The organism is Catenibacterium sp. co_0103, from assembly GCF_004168205.1.
Classification (GTDB): domain Bacteria; phylum Bacillota_I; class Bacilli_A; order Erysipelotrichales; family Coprobacillaceae; genus Catenibacterium; species Catenibacterium mitsuoka_A.
Genome location: NZ_RCYB01000007.1, coordinates 32,894 through 56,558, shown reverse-complemented (window position 1 = coordinate 56,558; position 23,665 = coordinate 32,894). Strand labels below are relative to the sequence as shown.

Below are 23,665 nucleotides of genomic sequence, written 5' to 3'. Positions count from 1 at the left end.
TGTGGTTCACTACACTTGGCGGTAAATACCTGTGGTCAGACTATCTCCGACTGAATTAGTGCCATGCCCGGCACACGCAACAAAAAAAGGCCTTATAAAGGCCTCTTTTACATTAAATATGTAATGGATCGTTGTTTACACCATAAACCTTTTTATCTTTTGTAGTTGCTACATAATACACTGCGCTATCTTCAGGTTTATAGTAAACTTCTAAAGTTTCAAGAGTGTTAAGCTTGATTCCGTTAGCTTTGATATCTTCTTTAACTAATTTTTCGATATCAGACACATTAACATCTTTATTCATGAACTGTACTTCAATTTTTGTTTTCATGTTTGTATCCTCCATTTCCTAGTATGATAAAAACCACCTTTAATATAACACTTTTCCTTTTACAATCAACCATTTTTCTTGAAAATATCAACTATTTTCACCATTTATACATTTATATGTAAAATAGTAACTGTTTTTACGCTTGTCATATATAAACAAAATAATCAAAGTAATGATCATCAAAATAAGACCATAAAGTAAATACACAAGAAGTAATCCTATCAGACTTGAATCAAACATCATCCCTGGTACAACAACTAATGCCTGAATAAATGAAACACTTGATGTACCAATACGTTTAAAGGCTGCCTGAACAGAGAATGCACATGAAGCATATTGCGCAAAGAATAATACAAGAATATCTATTAAAGAAATAATAATCTTTGCCTTTTGATCAATATAGTGTCCTAGCTTCTTATATCCAATAAAGCTAAGCAATGATAATAGTATGGCATCTAGACAGATGATATAACCTAGGTTATAACCAAAAGCCCATATAATACCTCCAATGACTGCACCAATAAAAGCACCAAGTATTCCAAGTGGTGAAGCAGTGTGTTTGGTAATACGTTCATGTTTTTTAAAGCAGTCAGAACATAATATATCTATTTCATCATCTAATAAATAGACATTTAATGATTTGCTTTGATGACAGTGATGACATTGTGGTGACTGATTAATTTCTTTCTTGAGTGTTAAGATAATATTCTCTAACTCTTCTTTTTTAATGCGCTTAGATAAAACAAGTCCTGCACCTTTCTCATTAGAATATATACGTTCTACATCATCTCTTTTAATAAAGAGTTGTTCTAGTATATCTCTTTGATGCTTACTATCTTCTGTAGTCAATAATAAAGCTATTTTATGATGAGGTAATACCTGTAATAATAAATAAAAATGATCTTGAATGTAGTAATAATAGTCTTTTTTAGGGGTTGGTTTAAAACCAATAGTTGTGAGTTCTTTAATTTTCATAACGTACTCCTGTTAAAAAAAGAGAGAGTAATTCTCATTACTCCCCTTATTCTGATGCTGAATTTTTAGATCTATAAGCTCTCTTACGATCAAGTTCAGAAAGATATTTCTTTCTTAAACGGATATTGTTTGGAGTGACTTCTACTAATTCATCTTCATTAATATAGTCAAGACAAGCTTCTAGGTTGAAGTGTCTAGGTCTCTTTAATACAACTGTTGTATCTTTTGTAGATGAACGTGTATTTGTCTGCTGTTTACCCTTAGTAACGTTTACTACTAAGTCATTGTCCTTTGCATGTTCCCCAACAATCATACCTTCATATACTTCTACACCTGGACCAACAAACATCACACCACGGCTTTCTACACCACCAAGTGCATAAGCAGTAGTCTGTCCTGTTTCAATAGAAATAAGAACACCTAACTGTCTTTCACCTACTGCTTCACCTTCTAATGGGCGATATTCTAAGAATGAGTGGTTAATAATACCATAACCCTTAGTCATTGTTAAGAAGTTAGTCATGAAACCAATTAAACCTCTAGAAGGTACAATATAATGAACCTTAGTCATACCTTCCATAGAATCCATGTTTTCCATGATACCTCTTCTTAAACCTAATGATTCAATAACTGAACCAATACAATCATCTGGTGCTTCGATTTCTACATCTTCATATGGTTCACATGTTACACCATCGATTTCCTTTAAGATAACATGAGGTCTAGATACCTGTAATTCATATCCTTCTCTTCTCATTGTTTCAATTAAGATAGATAAGTGTAATTCACCACGACCACTTACCATCCATTCTTCTTTATTCTGAATACGTTCTACTTTTAAAGATACATCCTTGTTTGTTTCTTTGAATAAACGTTCTTCAATCTTAGATGCAGTCACAAACTTACCATCCTGACCAGCAAATGGTGAAGTGTTTGTACCAAAAATCATCTGGATTGTTGGTTCATCTACATGAAGTAATGGTAATGCTTCTTCACAGCTTGGTTCACAGATTGTTTCACCAACACCAATGTCAGCTAAACCTGCAACAGCCACGATATCACCAGCACTTGCTTCTTCTACTTCAAATCTATGCATACCTAAATAACTGAATAACTTCTGAACACGGAACTGTGTCTTAGAACCATCTGCTCTTAAACATACAACATTTTCATTTACTTTAATAGAACCTCTCTGAATTCTACCAATACCAATTCTTCCTACATAATCATTGTAGTCTAATAAAGCTGGCTGTAACTGTAAACCACCTCCAACATCTACTGCTGGTGCAGGAATTTCATTGATAATCATATCAAATAAACAGTCCATATTAGGAACCTGAGTACTAATATCAGGATCTAATGAGCTTGTACCATTTAATGCTGAAACGAAAACAGTTGGGAAATCAAGCTGATTATCATCAGCACCTAATTCCATAAATAATTCAAGAACTTCATCCATAACTTCCTGAATTCTTACAACTGGACGGTCAACCTTGTTGATAACAACGATAGGTTTAACATGAGCAGCTAATGCCTTCTTTAATACGAAACGAGTCTGAGGCATTGTACCTTCATAAGCATCAACTACAAGTAAAACACCATCCACCATGTGCATGATACGTTCTACTTCTCCACCAAAGTCAGCATGGCCTGGTGTATCCATGATGTTGATCTTATAGTCTTTATAATGAATAGCTGTATTCTTTGCTAAAATAGTAATACCACGTTCTCTTTCTAAAGCGTTACTATCCATAGCACGTTCAGCTAGTTCTTCGTGTGCTTCAAGTGTTCCAGATTTCTTAATAAGCTGGTCAACCAATGTTGTTTTACCATGGTCAACATGAGCAATAATTGCTATATTTCTAATATTCATAATCGCACCTCTTTCAATTTTTAGATTATATCATAGTTCGTCTTCATTTCAATAAAGAATAGTTTTCAAGATGAGAAAATTTATTAAATATTGAATAACTCAACTCTTTTTCAAAAAAGAACAGGCTTACATAACCTGTTCTTTTAAGAATTTATAAGTTGTAGAAAGAACTTCATGAATATGATCCGCATTATCATAATTATGAGATGCACCAACAACTGGATGGAAAATCATCTGCTTACCAAATAGTTTTGTATATCTTTCACTGATTGCATAAGGTACTGTTTTATCTTCAGTTCCATGAATGACTAATAAATCATTCTTATATGTATCTAAGTTCTTATAGAAATCTCTTTGAAGCATATCCTTTACAAAAGCATCGCTGATTTCAAATCCATTATGATCATAAACAGGTGCTTCTTCTACTGATCCTGTAAGATAGTCTAAAGAATCTGGTAAACTGAAGGCAGGAGCCCATAATACAAGTTTTTTAATATCTTCAGGATAAATTTTAGCAAGTTCACTCGCAATTGCACCACCCATAGAATGTCCTAAGACATATATATCTGTTACTTGAGGCATCTTCTTTAATTCTTCTAATAGAATACGTGCACATGATAATTCATCATCAAATGTCATTTCTTTAAAGGTAAGATCTGATTCACCACTACCTAGAAAATCCATTCTTAAAGTACCGACACCCTGCGCTTCTAATAAACGTGATAAAGAAACATAGGAAAACTTAGTTCCTGTGCATTGTCCTGTAAAACCATGGAATATTAATAATACAGGGAATTCTTTTCTATGAGGCACATGGAAGAATCCTCTCATAACACCCTTAGGTGTCGCAATTTCACAATACTGCTGCATAATTAAGCCTCCTCTACAAGTGAAACCATTCTCTTCACTTTCTCTTTATCTACATAATCATAGTTAATACCATTATAGCTAAATGATACATAATCATTGGCTGTAGTAGGATCTGCTCTCCAATTCTTACATGAAGAATGAACCTGATGAATACCTGTATAGTGAATAATGTCTACGACATTTGTTTCATTAATTCCAGAACCTGCCAATATTTCTATTTGATTGCCATATTTCTCCTGCAGTTCCTTAATAAGCTGAACTCCTTCACTCACAGTAGACTTCATACCACTTGTAAGTACTCTATCCACACCTAATTCAATTAATCTATGAATTGTTGCATCTGGATTATCACATACATCAAAAGCTCTATGAAATACTGCAGTCTTACCATAACTATGAATAATAGAGACCATTTCACCTGTACGTGCACTATTGATTTTACCATCAGGATCCAAGAACCCAAACGCAATACCATCAGCCCCATGTTCTAATAGTTCTTCTGCTTCGATAATCATCTGTTCAGATTGTAATTCATTATATACAAATCCTGCACCTCTGGGTCTTACCATGCAAATAACTTCTAGATCTGTATTATTCTTAATAAGTTCTAATGATGCAATAGTAGGTGTTAATCCACCTAACGCTAACGCACTATTTAATTCAATTCTTTTCGCACCACCATGATATGCATTCATTGCATCCTCATAGCTGCCACAACATACTTCTAGCTTATTCACTCACTTCTACCTCTACTTCATACTGTTCTTGATCTACAGTCATATAAATAAGATCTTTAATGGCTTTCTTCACTTTAGTTTCAGTCTTTTCTAAGAACTGATTCTTAATCGCTTCTTTTTCTACTTTCTTCTTCTGTTCTTTCGCGAAAGTCTTATAGTCTGTAATAGAAATCTGATTAAAGATGTTCTTTGTTTCATCATAAACCTTAATAGAATTCTCATCGATTTCATTAGATAAGATCTTTACTGCAGATGTTTTCACGATAATCTTATTATTTGTTTTTTCTACCTGTACATCAGAAAGATCAACACCTGCTTTCATCTTACCTTCATAAGTAATTAAGAAAGACTTCTGTGTTAAAGGAACAGTCCAGCCATTAAACTTTAATGAATTAGAAAACTTCCCTACTTTTGTATAATCATATTCAGATACAGCTAATTCATTAATATCTCTTATTTTCTGTGTTAAAGCTGTTGAAGTGATTTCTTCTTTAGCTGGTGTACTACGTCCTCCAAAGTACATACCACCCACAAACACAACAATAACTAACACAATAATGACTATAATTGATCTTAAACTAAATTTGTTTTTCATTTTCATCACCAACCAAATTATAGCAGATAAAGAAAAATATATACAGTTCGTTTTATAGTCTAGATGATTTGACAACAAATACAATAAATGATAGTTTTTAAGTAGGTGATGAAAATGAATTACGATAATGTACATATTTCTAGATGGGAAGAAATACCAGATTTTCCACTCTATATAGATCAGGTTGTATCTATTATAGAAAAGAGTTTGTCTTTCTTAAAAAATGACAATGACGCTATTATCACAAAAACAATGATCAATAACTATGTCAAACATAAGCTAGTAAAAGCACCTATAAAGAAGAAATATGAAAGAGAACAGATTGCTTATTTCACATTAATTTGTTTATTAAAGTCGGTCTTCTCTTTAGATGAGATTTCTAAGCTTATTCAATTACAACAGAGTCAGAAAGAATTATCTGAATTCTATAATATGTATTGTGACGTATTTGAGCGTATCCTTAAGACAAATTATTTAGACTCAGAACTACCAGACATATATAATAAATGTATCTTAAGTTCTGTCTATAAGATCAAGGTATCTGATAATCTTCTTGGTGAAGAAACAATGGAAGAAGCACTAAAAAAGGATTGAGTTTATTCAATCCTTTTTTACTTATCACCAAAAATGACATTCATATATTTTTCTTCATTTGTTAGAATACGGATGATTGTTACTGTGTCATGATCATATTTATAAAAAATACTATATTTTCCTGCAATGACATAATAAAGATCTGTTGTCCATCCAGTTCTATTAGATAGCTGACCACCTATTTCAGGGTGTGTTTTTAATACAGCACATAGTTTCACTATCTTTGGATTCAAACGCATAGGGTTTCTTAAATCAGCACGTGCTTGTCTTGTATATCTTAGATTCATAGTTCAATTCCAAATTCTTTTAAGATATCTTCTTCAGAAATACTATCATCTGCAGGTGCTTTTTCACCTTTATCTAATTCAATCATTAACTGAGAGATTGCCTGTTCTCTTAATGCCTGTTTACTATTTGCGGTTACTAAGAAAGGCATTCCTTCTACATTAATAGACTGCTGAATAAATGCATTAATAGCATCAGTAAGTGTCATACCACATTGTGCATAGATTCCTTCTACCTGTGCTTTGATTTCTGGATTAATACGCATCTGAAAAGTGCTTGTTTTGGGTGCTGTCGCCACTGTTAGTGTTGTTTTTTTCATAGTTCATAAACTCCTTCTCAACTATTATAAACATCACTCAATTAACAGTCAACACATTGTATATACAGAAAACAAATAAAGAAAAAAACTGATCAGAAATGAAATCATTTCATCACAGTTTCTTAATTAACGCTTTTTAGATTTATGTCTAGGTTTCTTAACAGCTTTTCTAGCACGAGGAGATTTCTTAACTACTTCTTTTAGTTCTTCTTTCTTCTCTTCTACTACCTTTACTGTATCTTCTACAGCTGCTTTTACTTCTGCTTTCTTTGTTTCCACAACTGCTTTAACTGGTTCTTTAGTTTCTTCAACCTTCTTAGTCACAGCTTTTACGGTCTTTTTAACCGGTTCCTTCACTACTTCCTTTACAGGCTCTTTAACTTCTTCTACCTTTTTAGCCACAGCTTTCACTGTCTTCTTGACTGCTTTCTTAGATGCAGCCTTTTTCTTCTTATGTGCAATAATCGCCTTAGTAATTTCATTTAACTTTGCTTTAGTTTTAGCACGGAAAACAAATATATGGTTACCTTCAGCCTGTGCAAGAACCTGAGGAATATCTGCTTCAATCTTGATATATTCTCTATACTTATCAGCAACTTCTGCATCAGATAATTCATAATCAATACCAAGACGTCTTCCTACATAACCTACATAATACTTTCTTTCAATTTCATAGAAACAAGTATTATAGATCATCATATCTGCCCAAATAGTATATGTATCTACATCATAAGCATAGTTCATCATATCAGGAATAAAAGCACCTGGTGCTCTCATATTCACTTCTAGAGGAACTAAATCACCTTTTCTACCTAATCCTGGTTTATCTTCAGATAATTTAATGAATTCAAAATGGAAGAAACGGCTTCTTGTATCAAATGCTTTAACAACCTTTTCACCAATTTCATAAATAGGTTTACCTTCTACAGGTTCAGAATGGAAATAGATATCAGATGCATCATTGACTGTATCCATAATAGAAGTATCCATATAATGACTTGTAGAGAATAAAATATTCTTATCCTTATCAGTCACACCTTCGAATGTTACAACATCACCAGGCACAAAATCTTCTAGAATATAATCAATATAATCCTGTTTATGATTATAGAAGTCTTTTAATTCTTCATCATCTTTCAATTTATAAGTATGAGTTGCTCCTACACCATTATCAGGCTTTACAATCACTGGATAACCATTCTTTTTAGTAAACTCTAAAGCTTCATCAAGTGTATCTAACTTAATATAGTCAGCCACCTTTAAATCAGCACTCTTATATACTTCCTTCATAGCTGATTTAAATTTCATCCAGCGCATATCCTGAATCTGTGGACCAGTAGTCACATTAAAGTCTCTTCTTAATGTTGCTTCTAATTCTAGCCAGTATTCATTTTCAGATTCAATCCAGTCAATCTTTCCATAATGACTAGAGAAATAAGCACATGCACGATATACTTCATCATAATTCTCTAAAGAACCTACATAGTAATATTCAGTCAATGAATTCTTTGTGTCATCACTGATTATATCATATGGGCAATCTCCAACACCTAATACATTCACACCACGATCTTTTAAACGCGAACAGAAATTATGATAATATTCTGGAAAATGTGGTGATATAAATACGACGTTCATCTATTCTTCTCCTCCTAGATTACTCTCTTTACAAAATATGGGAACTGTACTCTCCACCAATCCCAATCATGGTTTACATCATATCCCCAGAAATCAATCCATGCTGGAATATTCTTATATTCCAATAGTTCTTTCATTCTACTAGTTGAACGAACCATTTCGTCTTCCCAAGCACCCTGGCCGCAACATAATACGATACGACATTTTCTATACATTTCTACATATGGGTGATCATAACTCATACCTTCAATATATTTAATAGGACTATTACGATAAACATTATCATCCACATACTCATGAAAGAATAAATCACTATCATAATATCCACTTAATGCGATACATCCACTAAAAATATCCGGTCTTCTAAATAAGAAATTAGCTGCATGTGATGCACCTAATGAACATCCTGTAGTATAAATACCCTTTGCATGTGTACCACACATCGCATTAATATCAATAATTCTAGGTACTAATTCATCTACAATATAATGATAATATTGTTCTAACATATGTGAACGAGATCCAACATCATGACCGCCTTCTTCACTCCATGTTTCTAGATCAATACTATCACAGCAGAATAATTGTATATTCCCATTATCAATAAGGTCTTCTACTGTAGCGACCATGCCATTGTTTTCAAAATCAAAAAATCTACCGTTCTGTGATGGAAATACAAGTATAGGTGTTCCCGCATGTCCATACACCTTATATTCCATATCTCTTTCAAGACATGGACTGTACTCTTTATAATATTCTACTTTCATTCCCAAAGCCCCCTTTGCCTTTGCCTATTATATCATATTTACTAGATAATTCACTTATTTATCGGTATTTCCTATATACTCATTTAATTCTTTAGGAATATGCCTAGCACTTCTTATAGTTCTTAATTGATATGTCTTAAGTACTTCCAATGGATAAAGAGTAGGATCATATGTTTTTAGACGTTTAAGAAGCATACTTGTTTCATTACTTTCTACTACCTGACACTTATACATAATTGCAGAATAAGGAGCACCATAATAGATATATACATTCGCATCTTGATGAATATTCCCTTTCTGATGCCATCTTATATAATCGCTTTGATGAAATGCCTTTATTAAATCAAAACGTTTAGGAGAAGCAGGAATAACCCAATCTTCACATATCACAGTAGTATGATAGCTTTGATCAACAAGAGACATGATATCTTCATCACTCAATGTTTCATCTAATAGTATACTGATCCAATGTTTCTTATTCATATGAAAAGCTGGATAGATAGAAGGATGATTCACTGTATCCATAGAAATCTTAATATTCAAACATTCTATTTCTCCTTGTTTATCACAAAACTTAGAATAGTCTGTATGCATAATAAGTCCAAACCACTTATCATTATTTCTAAATACAAATGAATCACCATTAGTAAAAGGACAATCTGGAAGAACATGATACTTTTCTTCAATAAGATGCATCAAACGTTTAGATTGAGGAAAAATAAAATAATCATATACAAAACAATGATTCAATATATCCTCTATACAGTCTTCATATGCAGTTCTCACTTTTTGTACAAACTTTCCCTGCTTACCTACCAGATGAATATTTGTATATTCTTCATCTGTATCAGTATCATAAACCTTTGCATCTAAAATACTATTTATAATGACTTCTATCCTGAAATCACCATCTAGTATATCTTTCTTATATATATAATTATGCTCCTGTTTCTTAAATCCATAATCAATAAGTTTATTCTCATCACAGTGATAACGTCTATAATCCTTCATCATAAACCTCCAAAGAATGCCTTACATATCAATTTTGATATTCTTTACTTTCTGTTTTGCTTCTTCTTTCATATGAGGAATAGTCAGATTAGGAAAACCATGCTTCTCTACTAACTCATTCGTATAATCCTTCAAACGATAAACAGAAAAATCATGTCTTTCTTTTTTGCCTGTTAAAGTATAGTAATTCACAAGTGGTGTGAATACCACATTCTTAATTTTCTTTTTTTCTATATCAAAAGAAAGCATACCTTCTAATTGACATGATTCTTCCAACATGCCATTTACAAAATCACCTAAACTATAAGCAACTAATGTACGCTTACCATCCGCTCTTTGAATATATTCTACATCCTGTAATGTATGTGTATGTGTTCCAATAATCACATCTGCACCTGCATCTGCAAGCTGCTTAGCCATATTCTTCTGGAATGTATTAGGATGATAATCATACTCAATAACCCAATGACAGGATACTATCACAATATCCGCATTTTCTCTTGCTTACTTTATATTCTCCATCATAGTGGATTCCTGAAAATTAATCATATAAGGTAACTGTTTCTGATAAGTCACACCATTCACATATTGATTAAAAGATAGAAATGCAATCCTAATACCATTCTTTTCTACTATCTTTATATTTTGTTTCTCTTCCTCATTCTCATAGAGTCCTAAATAAGTCATCTGAGGATGTCTATTAAATACCTGAATGGAATGTAATATGCCAGATGCCCCTTGATCATATGCATGATTGGTAGCACCATTCACTATATTAAATCCTACCTTTTCTAAATCATCTGCCACACTATCAGGTGCATTAAAGAGAGGATAACCAGAAGGTTTTCCTCCCCCCCTAATATTGTTTCCTGATTCACAAAACAATAATCTGCCTGGATATACTTCTTAATATTCTTATAATAGTTTGAAAAGTCATAACCCCTAGAAGTCTTGGCTTCATCAAGCATACATTGATGATAGAGATTATCTCCTACAGCAACAAAAGAAACACTTGGTGTCTCTTTCTTTACTTCTTCTTTAGGAGGTGTACTACATCCTGAAAGAAGTAACATAATTGCAAGAAGAAATTTATATTTCATAAATTATTTAGTTGTTGATCCAAATCCACCATTACGTGTTTCAATGGCATCATCATCTTCAGTAATACCATATGTCATGAAGATTCCCTGGGCAATACCCTGGCCAGCCTGAACATCAACTACTTTTCCTTCATTTGAATCATTTGTCATCTTAATAAAGATATGGCCTTCATTATCTGAATAGAAGTAATCACTATCAATTACACCGACAGTATTATTTAACTGTAGACGATATTTAAATCCCAAACCACTTCTAGGATAAATCATTAATACCCATCTTTCATTCATTTCACAACGGATTCCTGTAGGAATCTTTACTGTTTCTCCAGGCTCTAAATGTATATCAATAGGTGTATAAAAATCATATCCTGCAGATCCTTTAGTTGCACGACGTGGAAGCTTAATCGCATCATAGATGTCCTTTACATCTTCCTTTTCCATTCCTGTTTGAAATTGTTCATAAGATACTTTATAAAATTTAGCGCTATTCATTTCAATCTCCTTTCGCTCTTATATATATTATACACAAAAAGCCTAGATTTTACTCTAGACTTGTGAGTCAAAACGATATTTAAATTCTTTATAAGTTTTCTCAGTTTTTGTATCCTTCACTACAGCATTACAATAATGATCACCCTGGTTTACTTCTATACTTATCGCAACATTTCGCTTATCTGAAAAAGTAAATGTAGACTTTTCTACACGTGGACTATTTAAATCATTATTAGGAACTGAAATTGTAAGAAAATACTTAAGAGAAGAATTCTCTCCTGTCTTCATATTTCCATGATAACAACGCACAATCTTATTATCCTTCTTCATTGTATAAGCAATATCTAAATTCTTTTTTACTACATAAGAATCAATATCCTTAAATTCCTTCTTATGTAGGTTCTTATTCATTTCTTTAAAGAAAGCTGTCTTATAATCTCTATCTTCACATGTAATAGAAATTTCTTCCCCATTCAACATACCTGAATAGAATGTTCTTACTTCCTGTGCAATATAATTTGAATTGGCACGTGTTGAACACCCACCTGTCAACAAAAGTGCGATTAACCAGAGTATCTTCATGCTTTATCACCTGTAAGCATTATACATATTTATTATGGAATAACTGTGTATTTTCAAAAAATGAAGCACTTATTTGTGCTTCATTCATACTTTTATTAAAAGAGTTACTGTGGTAGGTGATCAACCGCATATTGTGCTTCTTCAGCAGTGAATTTTTCTCCATAGCTTGAAGTTAACTGTTCATAGATAGCCGCCTTAGACATATGCATCATAGATGAGTAAGATTCTGCTTTTGCGAGTGCATTCTTATCTTCCATAGTAGGTTCTTTACCTTTTGAATAATGAACAGTGACAGTACTTCCCTTTTCTAATTGTGTACCTGCCTGAGGTGATTGACTAATAAATCCTCCCTGTGCAATACTATCAGAGAAATCTTCTTCTTTACTTAACTAGAATCCATTTTGATCACACCAAGCCTGTGCATCTGTTTGACTCAAATCAGCAACTTCTACTTTCTCTACTTTCTTTTTCTTCTTAGCTTCCTTTGTAGTAGCTACTTCAGGTGAAGATTCAATTGGTTCTGGATCACTGATACTGCCTGCATATGCAAAAACCAAGAAACCTGCAAGAATCATACATAATGCTTTTTTCTTAGGCTGTTTCTTAAACAAGTAATATACAAGATAACCGATGCCTAATACAAAAGCGATGAAGCCAAGCATCACAAATGCATCCACTGATACACAGCGAATCACAAATAATACAAAGAAAACAAGTGAAGCCAGTAATGTCTTTTTCGCCTTATCTTTTGGTTCATTGTTTTTCTTTAATTTAATGAAATACACAATGCCTAGTACAAGTAAAACTAAAAATAATAGAAATAAAATCATATCAACATACCCTTCCTTGGACAACTATATTGTAGTACTATCCATCAAAAGATGTATTGAGTAAGTGCTGGAGAACAACTATTAATAGATGTCTAGAAAAATTAATTAAAAAAGCTGTACGATGACAGCTTATGATTTGTTAGGAAGAGTAATCGTAATACAAGTCCCCTCTCCTAATTGACTATGTAATTTCACTGTTCCTTTATTATAAGAAACAATATGCTTAACGATGGCAAGACCTAAACCTGTACCACCTTTGATTCTACTACGTCCCTTATCAACACGGTAGAATCTTTCAAAAATACGGCCTTGGTCTGCAAGAGGTATACCAATACCTGTATCCTTGACTTCAATGATCATGTTATCTTTCTTACTATAAATATGAACATAAACATGACCATCTTCTTTGTTGTACTTAATAGCGTTACTTACAAGATTAGAAATCAATGTTTCTATTTGAGATCCATTTCCAATATAAGTAATGGGTTCTACATCTATATGAAGCTCTACATTATATTTTATTAATAGACCTTCATAATCTTCAGAAATATCTTTCATTAATGCCTGCATCTTAACAGGAACTTTTTCAACAATCAAATCATCACTATCTAGTCTAGATAACATCAAGATATCATTAATTAAAGAAGACATATTAGTCACTTCGGTTTGAATCTTAGAAAGCATCATCTTCTTCTGATTTTCATCATTGATGAATCCTTGTGATAATAATTCACTATAACCTCTAATAGCTGTAATAGGTGTTTTTAATTCATGAGATACACTAGAGAAGAATTCTTCTCTCATCTTCTGTGAATTCTTCATTGCAGTAATATCTACAAAGAAGAGTGCTGTACCAAATGGAAGGCAGGAGATTGCACATTGGTAATCAAAATCATGAATCTTTAATTCTATACGCTGTTTCTTAGGTGCACTATTTAACGCATTTATAAGATTAGGATAAGTAATATGATCTATTAAGTTATCCTTTTCTTTTAAAGGTCCTAGAATCTTTATAGCACTATCATTGACACTTAAGATCATGCCATTCTCATCAAGTAAGATGAAGCCTTCCTCCATCTTTCTTAATATCGCATTGATCTTATCTTGTTCAAATCTTGTTTCTCTCATAGATTTTCTTAATCGATGAGAAAGTTTTTCTATTGTATCAATAATAGGTGTAAATTCTTCATAATCTGTTGTTGGGAGTTCAAAACGATAGTCTTCAGTCATGTTATTAAGAGACTCACTGATTTCTGTCAAAGGCTGAGTGACTCTCTTAGAGAGTTTACGTGCAACTATGTATGAAAATAATATACTAATCAGTATAGAAATCGCAAATGCAGGAGCAAGTTCTGGAAAATAACCCCATACCCCTGAATAAGGGATGGACAATCTTATAATGTGGGTATCTTTATAATATGCAGCATAGAGAAGTGGCTGATTGGTTGTCTCAGAACGTCTCATTGCATACCCTTCATGATTTGAAGAATGAAGTGCCTGTTGTACTTCTTCTCTTTTCAAATGATTAGAAGAGATGTCATTCTTATATGTATCTGCAAGAACTTTACCTTTTTCATCTATGATAGATATTCTTGTATCATCAGAGAAAGCAAGTGGATTAAGTGTTTCTATCTGTGTATTGAGATCCTTAGAGTAGTCTAGATTATATTCTATAAGTTTTACAGAATACATCATTTCTCTTTCGGAATCTTCTTTCATTGAACCAGAAATAATAAATATACTCGTTGCACTACAGATACATAGAGATACTAATAAAAGTGAGATAAAATACCTCAATATAGATTGTCTCATTATTGACCATCCTCAATAAAACGATAACCTACACTTCTGATTGTCTTAATATAATGATGTCCATCATCACCAAGTTTTGCACGTAAAGAACGAATATGAACATCTAAGGCTCTTGATTCGCCTACAAAATCATAACCCCAGATATTATTTAAAAGTTCTTCTCTTTCTACAACACGTTCTTTATTTTCTACTAAATAGAGTAATAACTGATACTCTTTATGAGTTAATTCAAGTTTTTCACCCTGCTTTAAAATAATATGCTTAGACTTATCAATTTCTAAAGATGTTGTCTTAATAACCTTTGAATGATGCTGGCTTCTTCTAAGTAATGAGCGAACACGTGCAGCAAGTTCCAGCACTCCAAATGGTTTCGTCATATAATCATCACAGCCTGAATCTAAACCTCTTACCTTATCTATTTCACGATCCTTTGCAGAAAGAATTAAGATAGGTAAAGTTGTATTAGTCTTTCTAATCTGTTTAATGGCTGAAATACCATCTAATTCTGGTAGCATGACATCAAATATTGCAAGATCAGGTGTATCTTCATGAATTGCGACAATAGCATCTATCGCATTATTAAAGAGGGTAATTTGATACCCACTTGATTCAAGAGATAACTTGATAATTTCCTGAATATTCTCATCATCTTCTATTACATATATACGTTCGCTCATTGGTTATATCCCCCTTAAATAATACGCTGCTGGTTGATAGATCCTGTTTCCATGAAGTCTAACCATTCACAGATATTAGATGCATGATCACCAATTCTTTCAAGATATTTAGCAATCATGAAGTAATCTAAACAGTCATCTGCATTTTCACTATTTTCTTTCATAATCTGGATGATTTCATTCTTAATATCCAAGAATAATGCATCAATATCATCATCCATTCTAGAAATGTTATGGGCTTTATCTACATCACCTTCTACAAAGGCTTCAATAGACTTATGCACCATTTCTTTTGCAGTCTTTAACATTTCTGGAATATGTTCTACTGTTCTATAAATATGATCACCAGATAAATCCAAGATAATTTCACAAATATCAGAACACTGGTCACCAATTCTTTCTAGATCAGTCACAATCTTTAATGCAGTAGTTACAATACGTAAATCTCTTGCCACTGGCTGCTGTCTTAACATTAATTTAAAACAAATAGATTCAATAGAACGTTCCATATCATTGATCATACGATCATTTTCCATAACTTCTTTCGCAAGCTTAGTGTTCTTGTTTTTAAATGCAGCAATAGTATTTTCTAACGCATTTTCTACAAGACCACTCATCTTTTGAAGATCTACATTAAGCGTATCTAATTCTCTATCAAAACGACTTCTCATAATATTTACCCCTTCATTATAATATATTGATTTAGATTATTAAATATTAACCGAATCTACCAGTGATATAATCCTCTGTTCTCTTATCCTGAGGGAATGAGAAGATCTTTTCTGTATCACCAGTTTCGATAATTTCACCCTGTAAGAAGAATGCTGTATTGTCTGCAATACGTGAAGCCTGCTGCATGTTATGAGTCACAATCACAATTGTATAATCTTTCTTAAGATCCATTAATAAGTCTTCAATCTTAGATGTAGAGATTGGATCTAAGGCACTTGTAGGTTCATCTAATAAGATAACATCTGGGTTAACAGCTAAACATCTCGCAATACATAATCTCTGCTGCTGACCACCAGATAAACCTAATGCACTTGTATCTAGACGATCTGCAATTTCATCATATAAAGCAGCCTGCTTTAATGATCTAATCACAATTTTTTCTAATTCAGCATGATTCTTAATCCCATGAATTCTAGGTCCATAAGCAATGTTATCAAAGATACTCATTGGGAATGGGTTAGGCTGTTGGAATACCATCCCTACTTTCTTTCTCAATAAAGTTGTATCTACTCTAGGATCAAAGATGTCTTCACTATCCAATGTCACCTGACCAGTAATCTTTACCCCTTTTACATAATCCTGCATACGGTTTAATGTTTTAAGGAATGTAGATTTACCACATCCAGAAGGACCGATGAACGCTGTGATCTTATGTTCTGGGATATCTAGACTTGTATCCTTTAAGGCATGCTTTTCACCATACCATAAGTTTAAATTCCTAATTTCCATTTTATTCATATATATTTACCTCATTATTTTGCTTTTTCTACATTAAACTTACTTGATAGCCACTTAGCGATAAAGTTCATGATTAATACAAGAATAATTAAAATCATCGCAATCACAAAGGCCTGTCCATATTCTGCGTTACTCATTGCCATATAAAGCTGGATAGTAAGTGTTCCACCACTTTCCATTAAGTGAGTGAAAAATCCTCTTGGCATAAAATAACCACTACCTGCTGTAAATAATAAGGCAGCTGATTCAGCCACAATACGCCCCATACCAAGAATCACACCAGTTAAGATACCAGGCATAGCACTTGGAAGAATAACAGTACGAATCATATACCACTTAGTTGAACCAATACCTAATGCGGCTTCACGATATGAAGAAGGAACTGATTCTAAGGCAACCTGAGTGTTTCTAATAATAATTGGTAAGATAAGAATAGTTAATGTGAGGCATCCATTTAAAACTGAATAACCAAGTCCTAACATTTCACCAAAGAAGATCATACCAAATAGTCCAAAGATAATAGATGGAATACCTGATAATACTTCTGTTGTAAATGAGACAGCTGCAACGAACTTCTTATTCTTTGCATATTCATTTAAGTAAATGGCTGCACCAATACCAATTGGGCAGGCAAATAATAATGTACCTACGACAATATAAAGAGTATTGATGATGTTACCTAATAAACCTTCAGGGTTCATTAACTGACTCATTGGTTCAATTAAATTCTTGAAATGGAAATGGGGGATGGCTTTAGAGAATACATAACCAATGATGACAAGAATTAAGATACTAGAGAAACCAGCACATAGGTAAATAAGTCCACGTAGTATAGTGTCTCCTATTCTTTTCTTTTTATGATATAACGTTCTATCCACAGCATTCACTTCCTTTAATGGGGATGTAGCTGACACTTTTTTTAGAATCTGCTTTATCCATTTTCTTCACCCTTCTTTAGAATCTTCATTAATATGATATTGATAATCATAATGAAGATGAATAATACTAAACCGATTGTAAATAATACTTGTCTATGTACACCACTTGAGTAAGACATTTCAGATACGATAGCTGTTGTTAAGAAACGTACTGAGTTGAATGGTGCAGGTAAATTAACTGCGTTACCAGCAACAAGTAAGATAGCCATTGCTTCACCAATAGCACGTCCAACACCTAACACAATAGCACTCATGATTCCATTCTTAGCGGCTGGAATAACTACTTTAAAGATTGTCTGAATTTTAGTTGCACCAAGTGCATAAGAACTTAATCTTAAATGATTTGGAACAGTTTCTAGAGCTGTTTCAGAGACATTGATTAATGTTGGTAAAATCATGATCACTAATACAATAATTGCGGCAATGAGGTTTGCCCCACCAGTGAACTGATGTGAATGAGATGTATGATAAAAAAACTTTTCTAACTTATACATCTGTGGGTTAATGATTAAGATACCAAGTAACCCATAAACAACGGATGGAATACCAGCTAATAATTCAATAGCTGCTTTCATAATCTTCTTTGGAGTACCAGTGACCATTTCACTTAATGCGGCTGCAGTAAATAAACCAACAGGTATTGCGATTAAGACTGCAAGTAAAGTACCAACAATAGAAGTTAAGATAATGTAAAGAATACCAAACTTTCCTTGAGAAGGAACCCATTCTGTTTTAAATAAGATATTTCCGATACCAACCTTAGCAAGTGCAGGTGTGCCGCTATAGATCATGTAGGCAGTAATAGCGACGACTGCAACTATTGAAAAAGCAGCACATACACTAACGATTAATGCGGCTGCCTTTTCTGATGCTTGTCTACTTTTATTGGTACCGACAATGCTATTTAGCACTGATTAGACCTACTTTTTTAATGATAGCCTGCCCTTCATCACTATCAATGTAATCGAATAATGCCTGAACTAATTTAGACTGCTTTTCAATTTTACCTTTAGTAGCCATTACGAATGGTCTCTGTAATGCATATTTACCAGCTTTGATGTTCTTAACTGTACAATCAACACCGTCTAACTGTAATGTGTCGATTGATTTATCAACTGCATCTAGTGATACATAACCAATAGCACCTTCAATAGAAGCACATTTCGCAACAACTGCACCAGTATTATCTAATTCCTGTGCATATTTACATTTATCTTTTACTTCTAATAATTCTTCGAAAGCACCTCTCGTACCAGAAGCAGCTTCTCTACCAATAACAACGATCTTTTCGTCTTTACCACCAAGTTCTTTCCAGTTAGTGATTTCACCAGTATAGATCTTAGTTAACTGTTCTTTAGTTACATTCTTAACAGTATTATTTTTATTAACCGCAACTGCGATACCATCAATAGCTACGATGTTTTCTTCAAGACCCTGGCTCTTTTCTTCATCTGTTAATGCTCTTGAAGAATCACCGATATCAGCCTTACCACTTAATACTGAAGCAATACCAGCAGATGAACCTGTAAACTGAGATTCAACTGTAACGTTAGGGTTCTTTTCTTTGAAAGATTCGCCTAAGGCAGTTACAAATTTTTCCATTGATGTAGAACCATCAAGTGAGATCTTTCCTGATAAATCTCCTGAACCAGCAGTTGAAGAATCTTTAGATCCTCCACAACCAGCAAGTGAGAATGCAAGTACACATGTAAGTACAAGCGTTAATATTTTTTTCATATTTACTTTTTTCCTCCCGTCTTCTTAAGACACCTACATCATAAATTTTTCTCCTTAACAAAAAAATCATATTTGTGTATGTATTATCTTAAGATTATGTAAATGTGTTTTTTCACTTTTTACATAATTACGGTTGTTTTATAGTATAAACAATAGTACAATTTGGTCGAATTTTCGGAGGTAAATGTTAAATTTATGTTATATGAAAAGGAAATACAACAAAAAAAATCAATAAAAGCCCTCAAATCATTCGTATGCGTCATTCTTGCGTCATGTTTAATGGCCTTTAATATTAAGACGTTTGTACGTGCTGGTGAATTAGTCCCTGGTGGTATTACCGGTATGACTCTATTAATACAGAGAATAATGTTAAAGTATGCTAACATTTCTGTACCTTATTCTGTGCTTAATATTTCATTAAATGCGATACCAGCTATCATTGGTTTTAAACTTATTTCAAAACGTTTTACTGGTTATAGTGTATTAATGATTGTTTTAAACTCATTCTTAGTTGATTTGATTCCTTCTTATAAGGTGACAACTGATCCATTATTAATTGCTTTATTTGGTGGTTTATTAAATGGTTTGGCTATTTCTATTGCTTTATATGGTAAAGCAAGTTCTGGAGGAACAGACTTTATTGCAGTCTATATTCATCGTAAGTGGAATATCTCTTCTTGGAATATCATTTTAGGTTTTAATATTATTCTATTATTAACTTCTGGAATGTTATTTGGATTTGAAGCATCTCTTTATTCTATTGTCTTCCAGTTCGTATCTACTCAGGCAATAGATACTTTCCACAAATCAGATCAGCAGATGACTTTATTCATCATATCTAATAAAGCAGATGAATTAGAAAGAGAATTATTAGTTAAGACACATCATGGTATGACTCGTTTTACTGGCGAAGGATCTCATACACATGAAGATCGTGTCATGCTTTATACAGTTGTCAGTGCTGCAGAAGTCAATGATGTTTATGAAATTATTAAAAGTATTGATAACCAGGCTTTTGTGAATATAGTCAAAACAAATGCTGTTAAAGGAAGGTTCTATCAGGAACCTATTGATTAACCTGGATTTATTCCAGGTTTTTTAAATGCAAAAATAAGTAGGTCACCCTACTTATTAATACATTGAGATATCAGATCGTGAACAACGTTTTCTTTGCCTACAACTAAATTTGTGATTAATTGGTTTTTAATTGGATGTCCACGATAATCACATAGTATACCGCCAGCTTCTTCTAATATCACCTTACCAGCAGCATAGTCCCATAATTTGACACGACGTTCTAAATAAGCCTCTACACGCCCACACGCTGTCCATGCAATATCTAATGCACAAGAACCACTACGACGTATATCAGAACAATGTTTCATAACTTCCTTAATCGTATAGAAGTTCTTGTCCAGCATTTCATCATCTTTATAATAAGGACTTGTCCCTACAGATACTAAGCTTAATGAGAGGTTCTCTTGATGGCTTACATGAATACGATGTTCATTCAGATACGCACCTTGTCCTTTAATACCATAAAACAGTTCACCCATATAAAGGTTATAAATCAACCCTATTGTTGGTTCACCATTTTCCAACAATGCTAACGAGATAACACTGCAATGGTAATCATGAATAAGATTTGTTGTACCATCTATTGGATCTAATACCCAGCATGGTTGACTGAAATCCACTTCATTGATCTGTTCTTCGCTCATGAACTGTACATCAGGATATTTATCCATTAAACATGTCTTAATCTGATCCTGTACAATGAGGTCTATTTCGGTTACATAATCATCTTTCCCTTTAGAATAGATTGAATCATCCCTTAACTGCCCCATAATATATTCACCAGCATGATAAAGCACTTCTTTTATATAATTGACATCATAATTCATATAATTTCCTCTCTGTGCACAAGTATAGCACCTTATACAATAAGTATGGTTATCATCGAGTGAAGAGTATATTAATAATTGGTTAAAAAAAGAATCCTCCATAAGGAGGATCATGCACTACATAAATATTCTATTGGCTTGATATGGATGAAATATGAATGCAGTGGCTGTTTTTCAATCAATGCCCTAATGATTAAAAGGATCAGCGTTCCTGGGAAAATCAAAGTTATAATGAGTTAAAAGTATGAGGGTTTCATTAATTACTCACTTTATATCCATGTTCAATAAGGGATTTAATTATTAGCAATACTCTTACGAGCAGTGATCATTCTTATCCTCGCACCCGAATAAGAATGTACAGGAGATGCAGATATATCTGCACAAGATCATGAGGTCCCTATACCTCACGATATGTATAACTAGATTTTCCTATCTTAAGACCTTAATCTTAAGATGATAATATATTATCATCTTATCGGTATTTTATCAATGATAATAATAAAAAATGTCATGAGCTGGACATCTCATGACGATTTAGGAAGCAAAAATTTATTTTCTTTTTGCATCTTTATAATAATCTAACAAAATGATTAAACAAGTATTCTTAAGGATGTTGTATAGTTGTTACAAAAAAAGCGAATTTGTATGCATAAATCCACTCTTTTTGTCACTTTAATAGATATATTCTTCTTTCTTTTGTTTTCTCTCATATATATAAATAAATGGCGCATACACAAGTACTGAGATACATATACATATGAGATGTGATATTGCCCCATAGATACTTCCTCCAGTAACTAAGAAGCCCATTAAAATAGGTGGCATAACCCAAGGTACTTCCATGATCACATGTGGACAGAATCCTATTGAAATAAGGAAATAACCCGCTGTAAGAGAGACAAGTGGTGCAAGAATAAATGGAATAGATAATAGAGGATTAAGCACAATGGGCATACCAAAGATGACTGTTTCGTTGATATTCGCTAAACTTGGGAATAAAGAAATATTTGCTATTAGACGATTATCATGTCTTTGAGAAAAAACAAGAATATATATCACAACCCCTAATGTACATCCTGAGCCACCAACTTCTCCAAACATCTGAAACATCGTTGAATTGAATACATATGGTATATCTTTTCCTCTTAACCCCGCATTAAATGCTGCCATATTAATATAGAGTAATGGTCTATACAAAGATTCAACGATAGGCAACATAAGATTCTTCCCATGGAATCCAACAGTCCAAAACAATAAGATAATAAAATACAAAACAAGAACCGCAATTAAATTATCCCCTGCCATCAGCTGTAACGGAAGCTGTATAAGACTATATATATTTGTATTAAGTGTATGACCTGTGCTTAGAATACAAAGATAAGAGACAGAACTCATAATTAAGCATGTCAAGAACGTAGGAACAATATTCATGAATGATAATACCTGATTGGTAGAAACCTGACTAGGAAGCTTAATTAAGAGACAATCGCAGTTTCTTAATAAATGATAGAGTTCTGTCGCAAATATAGCGACAAACATTGCGGTAAAGAGTCCTGATAAAGATGTATAAATTGAGCCTATTCCCTGCGTAGTAAAATCTTTCAAAGTGATTCCTATAGAAGGTGGTATATGCACAAAGGTGGATAGTTTTGTATGTATAATAGCACCACCACCTGTATGTAATAGCACATTAATATGAAGACCATCAATAATATGTGGTGTGACAATCAACCAGCATATAAAACTAACAATCACAGGATAAATATCATAATCCCCATTCGCCTGAGCAATTTCACTAGATAATAATAATACAATTATGATAGAGATACATGAAATAGCTGCATAATTCAATGCTTCAAAGATTGGATTAAAAATTTTTAAATCCATAATAAGTGGAAAAACAGTACCTAATCCCCCATGATCATTGACTAGTACATTTATCCAAAATATTCCAACAGCACCTGTAAGGGATATTGGCATATAATTCTGGAAGGTATTTTTAATTGCATTTAAATATTTATTCTGAGTACATTTCATAGCCACCCAGGATAAAGCATCTACTAATTTATTCATCCCATCACCCCTTCGCACTCCCATCTTACATTTTTCAATAGAAAAAGTCCATCAC

General features: G+C 33.0%; 26 protein-coding genes and 1 pseudogene. 2 read left to right on the top strand and 25 right to left on the bottom strand.

The window, feature by feature from the left end; translation table 11 throughout:
- Positions 1 to 112: 112 nt before the first annotated feature.
- The 6 genes from EAI80_RS02425 to EAI80_RS02400 all read right to left on the bottom strand — a co-directional run bounded on the left by EAI80_RS02425 (position 113) and on the right by EAI80_RS02400 (position 5,381).
- Positions 113 to 331, bottom strand: a complete 219-nt coding sequence (locus EAI80_RS02425) for a DUF6465 family protein (protein ID WP_022425172.1) — start codon at positions 329 to 331, stop codon at positions 113 to 115.
- A gap of 87 nt (positions 332 to 418) precedes the next feature.
- Positions 419 to 1,306 (bottom strand): FUSC family protein, encoded by an 888-nt coding sequence (locus EAI80_RS02420; protein ID WP_129980819.1) that lies wholly within the window; start codon positions 1,304 to 1,306, stop codon positions 419 to 421.
- Between the two features lie 46 nt (positions 1,307 to 1,352).
- Positions 1,353 to 3,179, bottom strand: coding sequence for a translational GTPase TypA (gene typA / locus EAI80_RS02415; RefSeq protein WP_129980818.1), 1,827 nt, complete (start codon positions 3,177 to 3,179; stop codon positions 1,353 to 1,355).
- Between the two features lie 126 nt (positions 3,180 to 3,305).
- Entirely contained in the window at positions 3,306 to 4,049 is a 744-nt protein-coding gene (locus EAI80_RS02410; RefSeq protein ID WP_129980817.1) for an alpha/beta fold hydrolase, read from the bottom strand.
- 2 nt (positions 4,050 to 4,051) lie between these two features.
- Entirely contained in the window at positions 4,052 to 4,786 is a 735-nt protein-coding gene (locus EAI80_RS02405) for a copper homeostasis protein CutC (protein ID WP_129980816.1), read from the bottom strand.
- The gene (locus tag EAI80_RS02400; RefSeq protein WP_238634361.1) at positions 4,779 to 5,381 is read right to left on the bottom strand and encodes a DUF4230 domain-containing protein; all 603 of its coding nucleotides are present in this window, start codon (positions 5,379 to 5,381) and stop codon (positions 4,779 to 4,781) included. Before EAI80_RS02400 ends, EAI80_RS02405 begins: the two co-directional genes overlap by 8 nt.
- 114 nt (positions 5,382 to 5,495) lie before the next feature.
- Between EAI80_RS02400 and EAI80_RS02395 the strand changes: the two genes are divergently transcribed.
- Positions 5,496 to 5,975 carry a DUF1836 domain-containing protein gene (locus EAI80_RS02395; protein WP_238634359.1) on the top strand — a complete coding sequence of 160 codons (480 nt, stop codon included), beginning with the start codon at positions 5,496 to 5,498 and terminating at the stop codon, positions 5,973 to 5,975.
- A gap of 17 nt (positions 5,976 to 5,992) precedes the next feature.
- Here EAI80_RS02395 and EAI80_RS02390 read toward each other — a convergent pair whose 3' ends face one another.
- The 17 genes and pseudogenes from EAI80_RS02390 to EAI80_RS02305 all read right to left on the bottom strand — a co-directional run bounded on the left by EAI80_RS02390 (position 5,993) and on the right by EAI80_RS02305 (position 19,633).
- On the bottom strand, positions 5,993 to 6,262 hold the full coding sequence (locus EAI80_RS02390) for a type II toxin-antitoxin system RelE/ParE family toxin (RefSeq protein WP_006505231.1): 270 nt from the start codon (positions 6,260 to 6,262) through the stop codon (positions 5,993 to 5,995).
- Positions 6,259 to 6,579, bottom strand: coding sequence for a type II toxin-antitoxin system RelB/DinJ family antitoxin (locus EAI80_RS02385; protein ID WP_022425189.1), 321 nt, complete (start codon positions 6,577 to 6,579; stop codon positions 6,259 to 6,261). The genes EAI80_RS02390 and EAI80_RS02385 overlap by 4 nt, the downstream gene beginning before the upstream one ends.
- Before the next feature lie 126 nt (positions 6,580 to 6,705).
- Positions 6,706 to 8,217 carry a carbamoylphosphate synthase large subunit gene (locus tag EAI80_RS02380; RefSeq protein ID WP_129980813.1) on the bottom strand — a complete coding sequence of 504 codons (1,512 nt, stop codon included), beginning with the start codon at positions 8,215 to 8,217 and terminating at the stop codon, positions 6,706 to 6,708.
- Between the two features lie 14 nt (positions 8,218 to 8,231).
- A complete protein-coding gene (locus EAI80_RS02375; RefSeq protein ID WP_129980812.1) occupies positions 8,232 to 8,984 on the bottom strand; it encodes an alpha/beta hydrolase-fold protein in 753 nt (250 codons plus the stop codon).
- Positions 8,985 to 9,038: 54 nt separating this feature from the next.
- The gene (locus EAI80_RS02370; RefSeq protein WP_161220269.1) at positions 9,039 to 9,995 is read right to left on the bottom strand and encodes an MmcQ/YjbR family DNA-binding protein; all 957 of its coding nucleotides are present in this window, start codon (positions 9,993 to 9,995) and stop codon (positions 9,039 to 9,041) included.
- A 21-nt stretch (positions 9,996 to 10,016) separates the two neighbouring features.
- Positions 10,017 to 10,963, bottom strand: a pseudogene (locus EAI80_RS02365) (CapA family protein).
- A gap of 135 nt (positions 10,964 to 11,098) precedes the next feature.
- The gene (locus EAI80_RS02360) at positions 11,099 to 11,587 is read right to left on the bottom strand and encodes a deoxyuridine 5'-triphosphate nucleotidohydrolase (protein ID WP_129980810.1); all 489 of its coding nucleotides are present in this window, start codon (positions 11,585 to 11,587) and stop codon (positions 11,099 to 11,101) included.
- A gap of 54 nt (positions 11,588 to 11,641) precedes the next feature.
- Entirely contained in the window at positions 11,642 to 12,169 is a 528-nt protein-coding gene (locus tag EAI80_RS02355; protein WP_129980809.1) for a hypothetical protein, read from the bottom strand.
- A 104-nt stretch (positions 12,170 to 12,273) separates the two neighbouring features.
- Entirely contained in the window at positions 12,274 to 12,426 is a 153-nt protein-coding gene (locus EAI80_RS02350) for an Ltp family lipoprotein (protein WP_129980808.1), read from the bottom strand.
- A 132-nt stretch (positions 12,427 to 12,558) separates the two neighbouring features.
- Positions 12,559 to 12,999, bottom strand: coding sequence for a hypothetical protein (locus tag EAI80_RS02340; RefSeq protein WP_129980807.1), 441 nt, complete (start codon positions 12,997 to 12,999; stop codon positions 12,559 to 12,561).
- Between the two features lie 129 nt (positions 13,000 to 13,128).
- Positions 13,129 to 14,811: an ATP-binding protein gene (locus tag EAI80_RS02335; protein WP_129980806.1), complete on the bottom strand. Its 1,683-nt coding sequence runs from the start codon at positions 14,809 to 14,811 to the stop codon at positions 13,129 to 13,131.
- Positions 14,811 to 15,488 (bottom strand): response regulator transcription factor, encoded by a 678-nt coding sequence (locus EAI80_RS02330; protein WP_006507030.1) that lies wholly within the window; start codon positions 15,486 to 15,488, stop codon positions 14,811 to 14,813. Before EAI80_RS02330 ends, EAI80_RS02335 begins: the two co-directional genes overlap by 1 nt.
- Before the next feature lie 14 nt (positions 15,489 to 15,502).
- On the bottom strand, positions 15,503 to 16,159 hold the full coding sequence (gene phoU, locus EAI80_RS02325; RefSeq protein WP_022425337.1) for a phosphate signaling complex protein PhoU: 657 nt from the start codon (positions 16,157 to 16,159) through the stop codon (positions 15,503 to 15,505).
- Positions 16,160 to 16,205: 46 nt separating this feature from the next.
- A complete protein-coding gene (gene pstB, locus EAI80_RS02320) occupies positions 16,206 to 16,958 on the bottom strand; it encodes a phosphate ABC transporter ATP-binding protein PstB (RefSeq protein WP_129980805.1) in 753 nt (250 codons plus the stop codon).
- 14 nt (positions 16,959 to 16,972) lie between these two features.
- Entirely contained in the window at positions 16,973 to 17,836 is an 864-nt protein-coding gene (pstA, locus tag EAI80_RS02315; protein ID WP_129980804.1) for a phosphate ABC transporter permease PstA, read from the bottom strand.
- A gap of 53 nt (positions 17,837 to 17,889) precedes the next feature.
- The gene (gene pstC / locus EAI80_RS02310; protein ID WP_129980803.1) at positions 17,890 to 18,807 is read right to left on the bottom strand and encodes a phosphate ABC transporter permease subunit PstC; all 918 of its coding nucleotides are present in this window, start codon (positions 18,805 to 18,807) and stop codon (positions 17,890 to 17,892) included.
- Positions 18,797 to 19,633: a phosphate ABC transporter substrate-binding protein gene (locus tag EAI80_RS02305; protein ID WP_129980802.1), complete on the bottom strand. Its 837-nt coding sequence runs from the start codon at positions 19,631 to 19,633 to the stop codon at positions 18,797 to 18,799. Before EAI80_RS02305 ends, pstC begins: the two co-directional genes overlap by 11 nt.
- Positions 19,634 to 19,828: 195 nt before the next feature.
- Here EAI80_RS02305 and EAI80_RS02300 point away from each other — a divergent pair, with 195 nt between their 5' ends.
- Entirely contained in the window at positions 19,829 to 20,710 is an 882-nt protein-coding gene (locus EAI80_RS02300; protein WP_129980801.1) for a YitT family protein, read from the top strand.
- Positions 20,711 to 20,757: 47 nt separating this feature from the next.
- Here EAI80_RS02300 and EAI80_RS02295 read toward each other — a convergent pair whose 3' ends face one another.
- Together EAI80_RS02295 and EAI80_RS02290 are read right to left on the bottom strand one after the other, a co-directional pair.
- Complete coding sequence (locus EAI80_RS02295; protein ID WP_161220268.1) at positions 20,758 to 21,537, bottom strand: inositol monophosphatase family protein; 780 nt, start codon at positions 21,535 to 21,537, stop codon at positions 20,758 to 20,760.
- A 672-nt stretch (positions 21,538 to 22,209) separates the two neighbouring features.
- On the bottom strand, positions 22,210 to 23,610 hold the full coding sequence (locus EAI80_RS02290; RefSeq protein WP_238634356.1) for a PTS transporter subunit EIIC: 1,401 nt from the start codon (positions 23,608 to 23,610) through the stop codon (positions 22,210 to 22,212).
- Between the last annotated feature and the right edge of the window lie 55 nt (positions 23,611 to 23,665).

Bases quoted from the DNA above. Each gene is read 5' to 3' on its own strand.
- EAI80_RS02425 (WP_022425172.1), bottom strand. From the start codon at position 331: ATGAAAACAAAAATTGAAGTACAGTTCATGAATAAAGATGTTAATGTG.
- EAI80_RS02420 (WP_129980819.1), bottom strand. From the start codon at position 1,306: ATGAAAATTAAAGAACTCACAACTATTGGTTTTAAACCAACCCCTAAA.
- typA (WP_129980818.1), bottom strand. From the start codon at position 3,179: ATGAATATTAGAAATATAGCAATTATTGCTCATGTTGACCATGGTAAA.
- EAI80_RS02410 (WP_129980817.1), bottom strand. From the start codon at position 4,049: ATGCAGCAGTATTGTGAAATTGCGACACCTAAGGGTGTTATGAGAGGA.
- EAI80_RS02400 (WP_238634361.1), bottom strand. From the start codon at position 5,381: ATGAAAAACAAATTTAGTTTAAGATCAATTATAGTCATTATTGTGTTA.
- EAI80_RS02395 (WP_238634359.1), top strand. From the start codon at position 5,496: ATGAATTACGATAATGTACATATTTCTAGATGGGAAGAAATACCAGAT.
- EAI80_RS02390 (WP_006505231.1), bottom strand. From the start codon at position 6,262: ATGAATCTAAGATATACAAGACAAGCACGTGCTGATTTAAGAAACCCT.
- EAI80_RS02385 (WP_022425189.1), bottom strand. From the start codon at position 6,579: ATGAAAAAAACAACACTAACAGTGGCGACAGCACCCAAAACAAGCACT.
- EAI80_RS02380 (WP_129980813.1), bottom strand. From the start codon at position 8,217: ATGAACGTCGTATTTATATCACCACATTTTCCAGAATATTATCATAAT.
- EAI80_RS02375 (WP_129980812.1), bottom strand. From the start codon at position 8,984: ATGAAAGTAGAATATTATAAAGAGTACAGTCCATGTCTTGAAAGAGAT.
- EAI80_RS02370 (WP_161220269.1), bottom strand. From the start codon at position 9,995: ATGAAGGATTATAGACGTTATCACTGTGATGAGAATAAACTTATTGAT.
- EAI80_RS02360 (WP_129980810.1), bottom strand. From the start codon at position 11,587: ATGAATAGCGCTAAATTTTATAAAGTATCTTATGAACAATTTCAAACA.
- EAI80_RS02355 (WP_129980809.1), bottom strand. From the start codon at position 12,169: ATGAAGATACTCTGGTTAATCGCACTTTTGTTGACAGGTGGGTGTTCA.
- EAI80_RS02350 (WP_129980808.1), bottom strand. From the start codon at position 12,426: ATGGAAGATAAGAATGCACTCGCAAAAGCAGAATCTTACTCATCTATG.
- EAI80_RS02340 (WP_129980807.1), bottom strand. From the start codon at position 12,999: ATGATTTTATTTCTATTATTTTTAGTTTTACTTGTACTAGGCATTGTG.
- EAI80_RS02335 (WP_129980806.1), bottom strand. From the start codon at position 14,811: ATGAGACAATCTATATTGAGGTATTTTATCTCACTTTTATTAGTATCT.
- EAI80_RS02330 (WP_006507030.1), bottom strand. From the start codon at position 15,488: ATGAGCGAACGTATATATGTAATAGAAGATGATGAGAATATTCAGGAA.
- phoU (WP_022425337.1), bottom strand. From the start codon at position 16,159: ATGAGAAGTCGTTTTGATAGAGAATTAGATACGCTTAATGTAGATCTT.
- pstB (WP_129980805.1), bottom strand. From the start codon at position 16,958: ATGAATAAAATGGAAATTAGGAATTTAAACTTATGGTATGGTGAAAAG.
- EAI80_RS02305 (WP_129980802.1), bottom strand. From the start codon at position 19,633: ATGAAAAAAATATTAACGCTTGTACTTACATGTGTACTTGCATTCTCA.
- EAI80_RS02300 (WP_129980801.1), top strand. From the start codon at position 19,829: ATGTTATATGAAAAGGAAATACAACAAAAAAAATCAATAAAAGCCCTC.
- EAI80_RS02295 (WP_161220268.1), bottom strand. From the start codon at position 21,537: ATGAATTATGATGTCAATTATATAAAAGAAGTGCTTTATCATGCTGGT.
- EAI80_RS02290 (WP_238634356.1), bottom strand. From the start codon at position 23,610: ATGAATAAATTAGTAGATGCTTTATCCTGGGTGGCTATGAAATGTACT.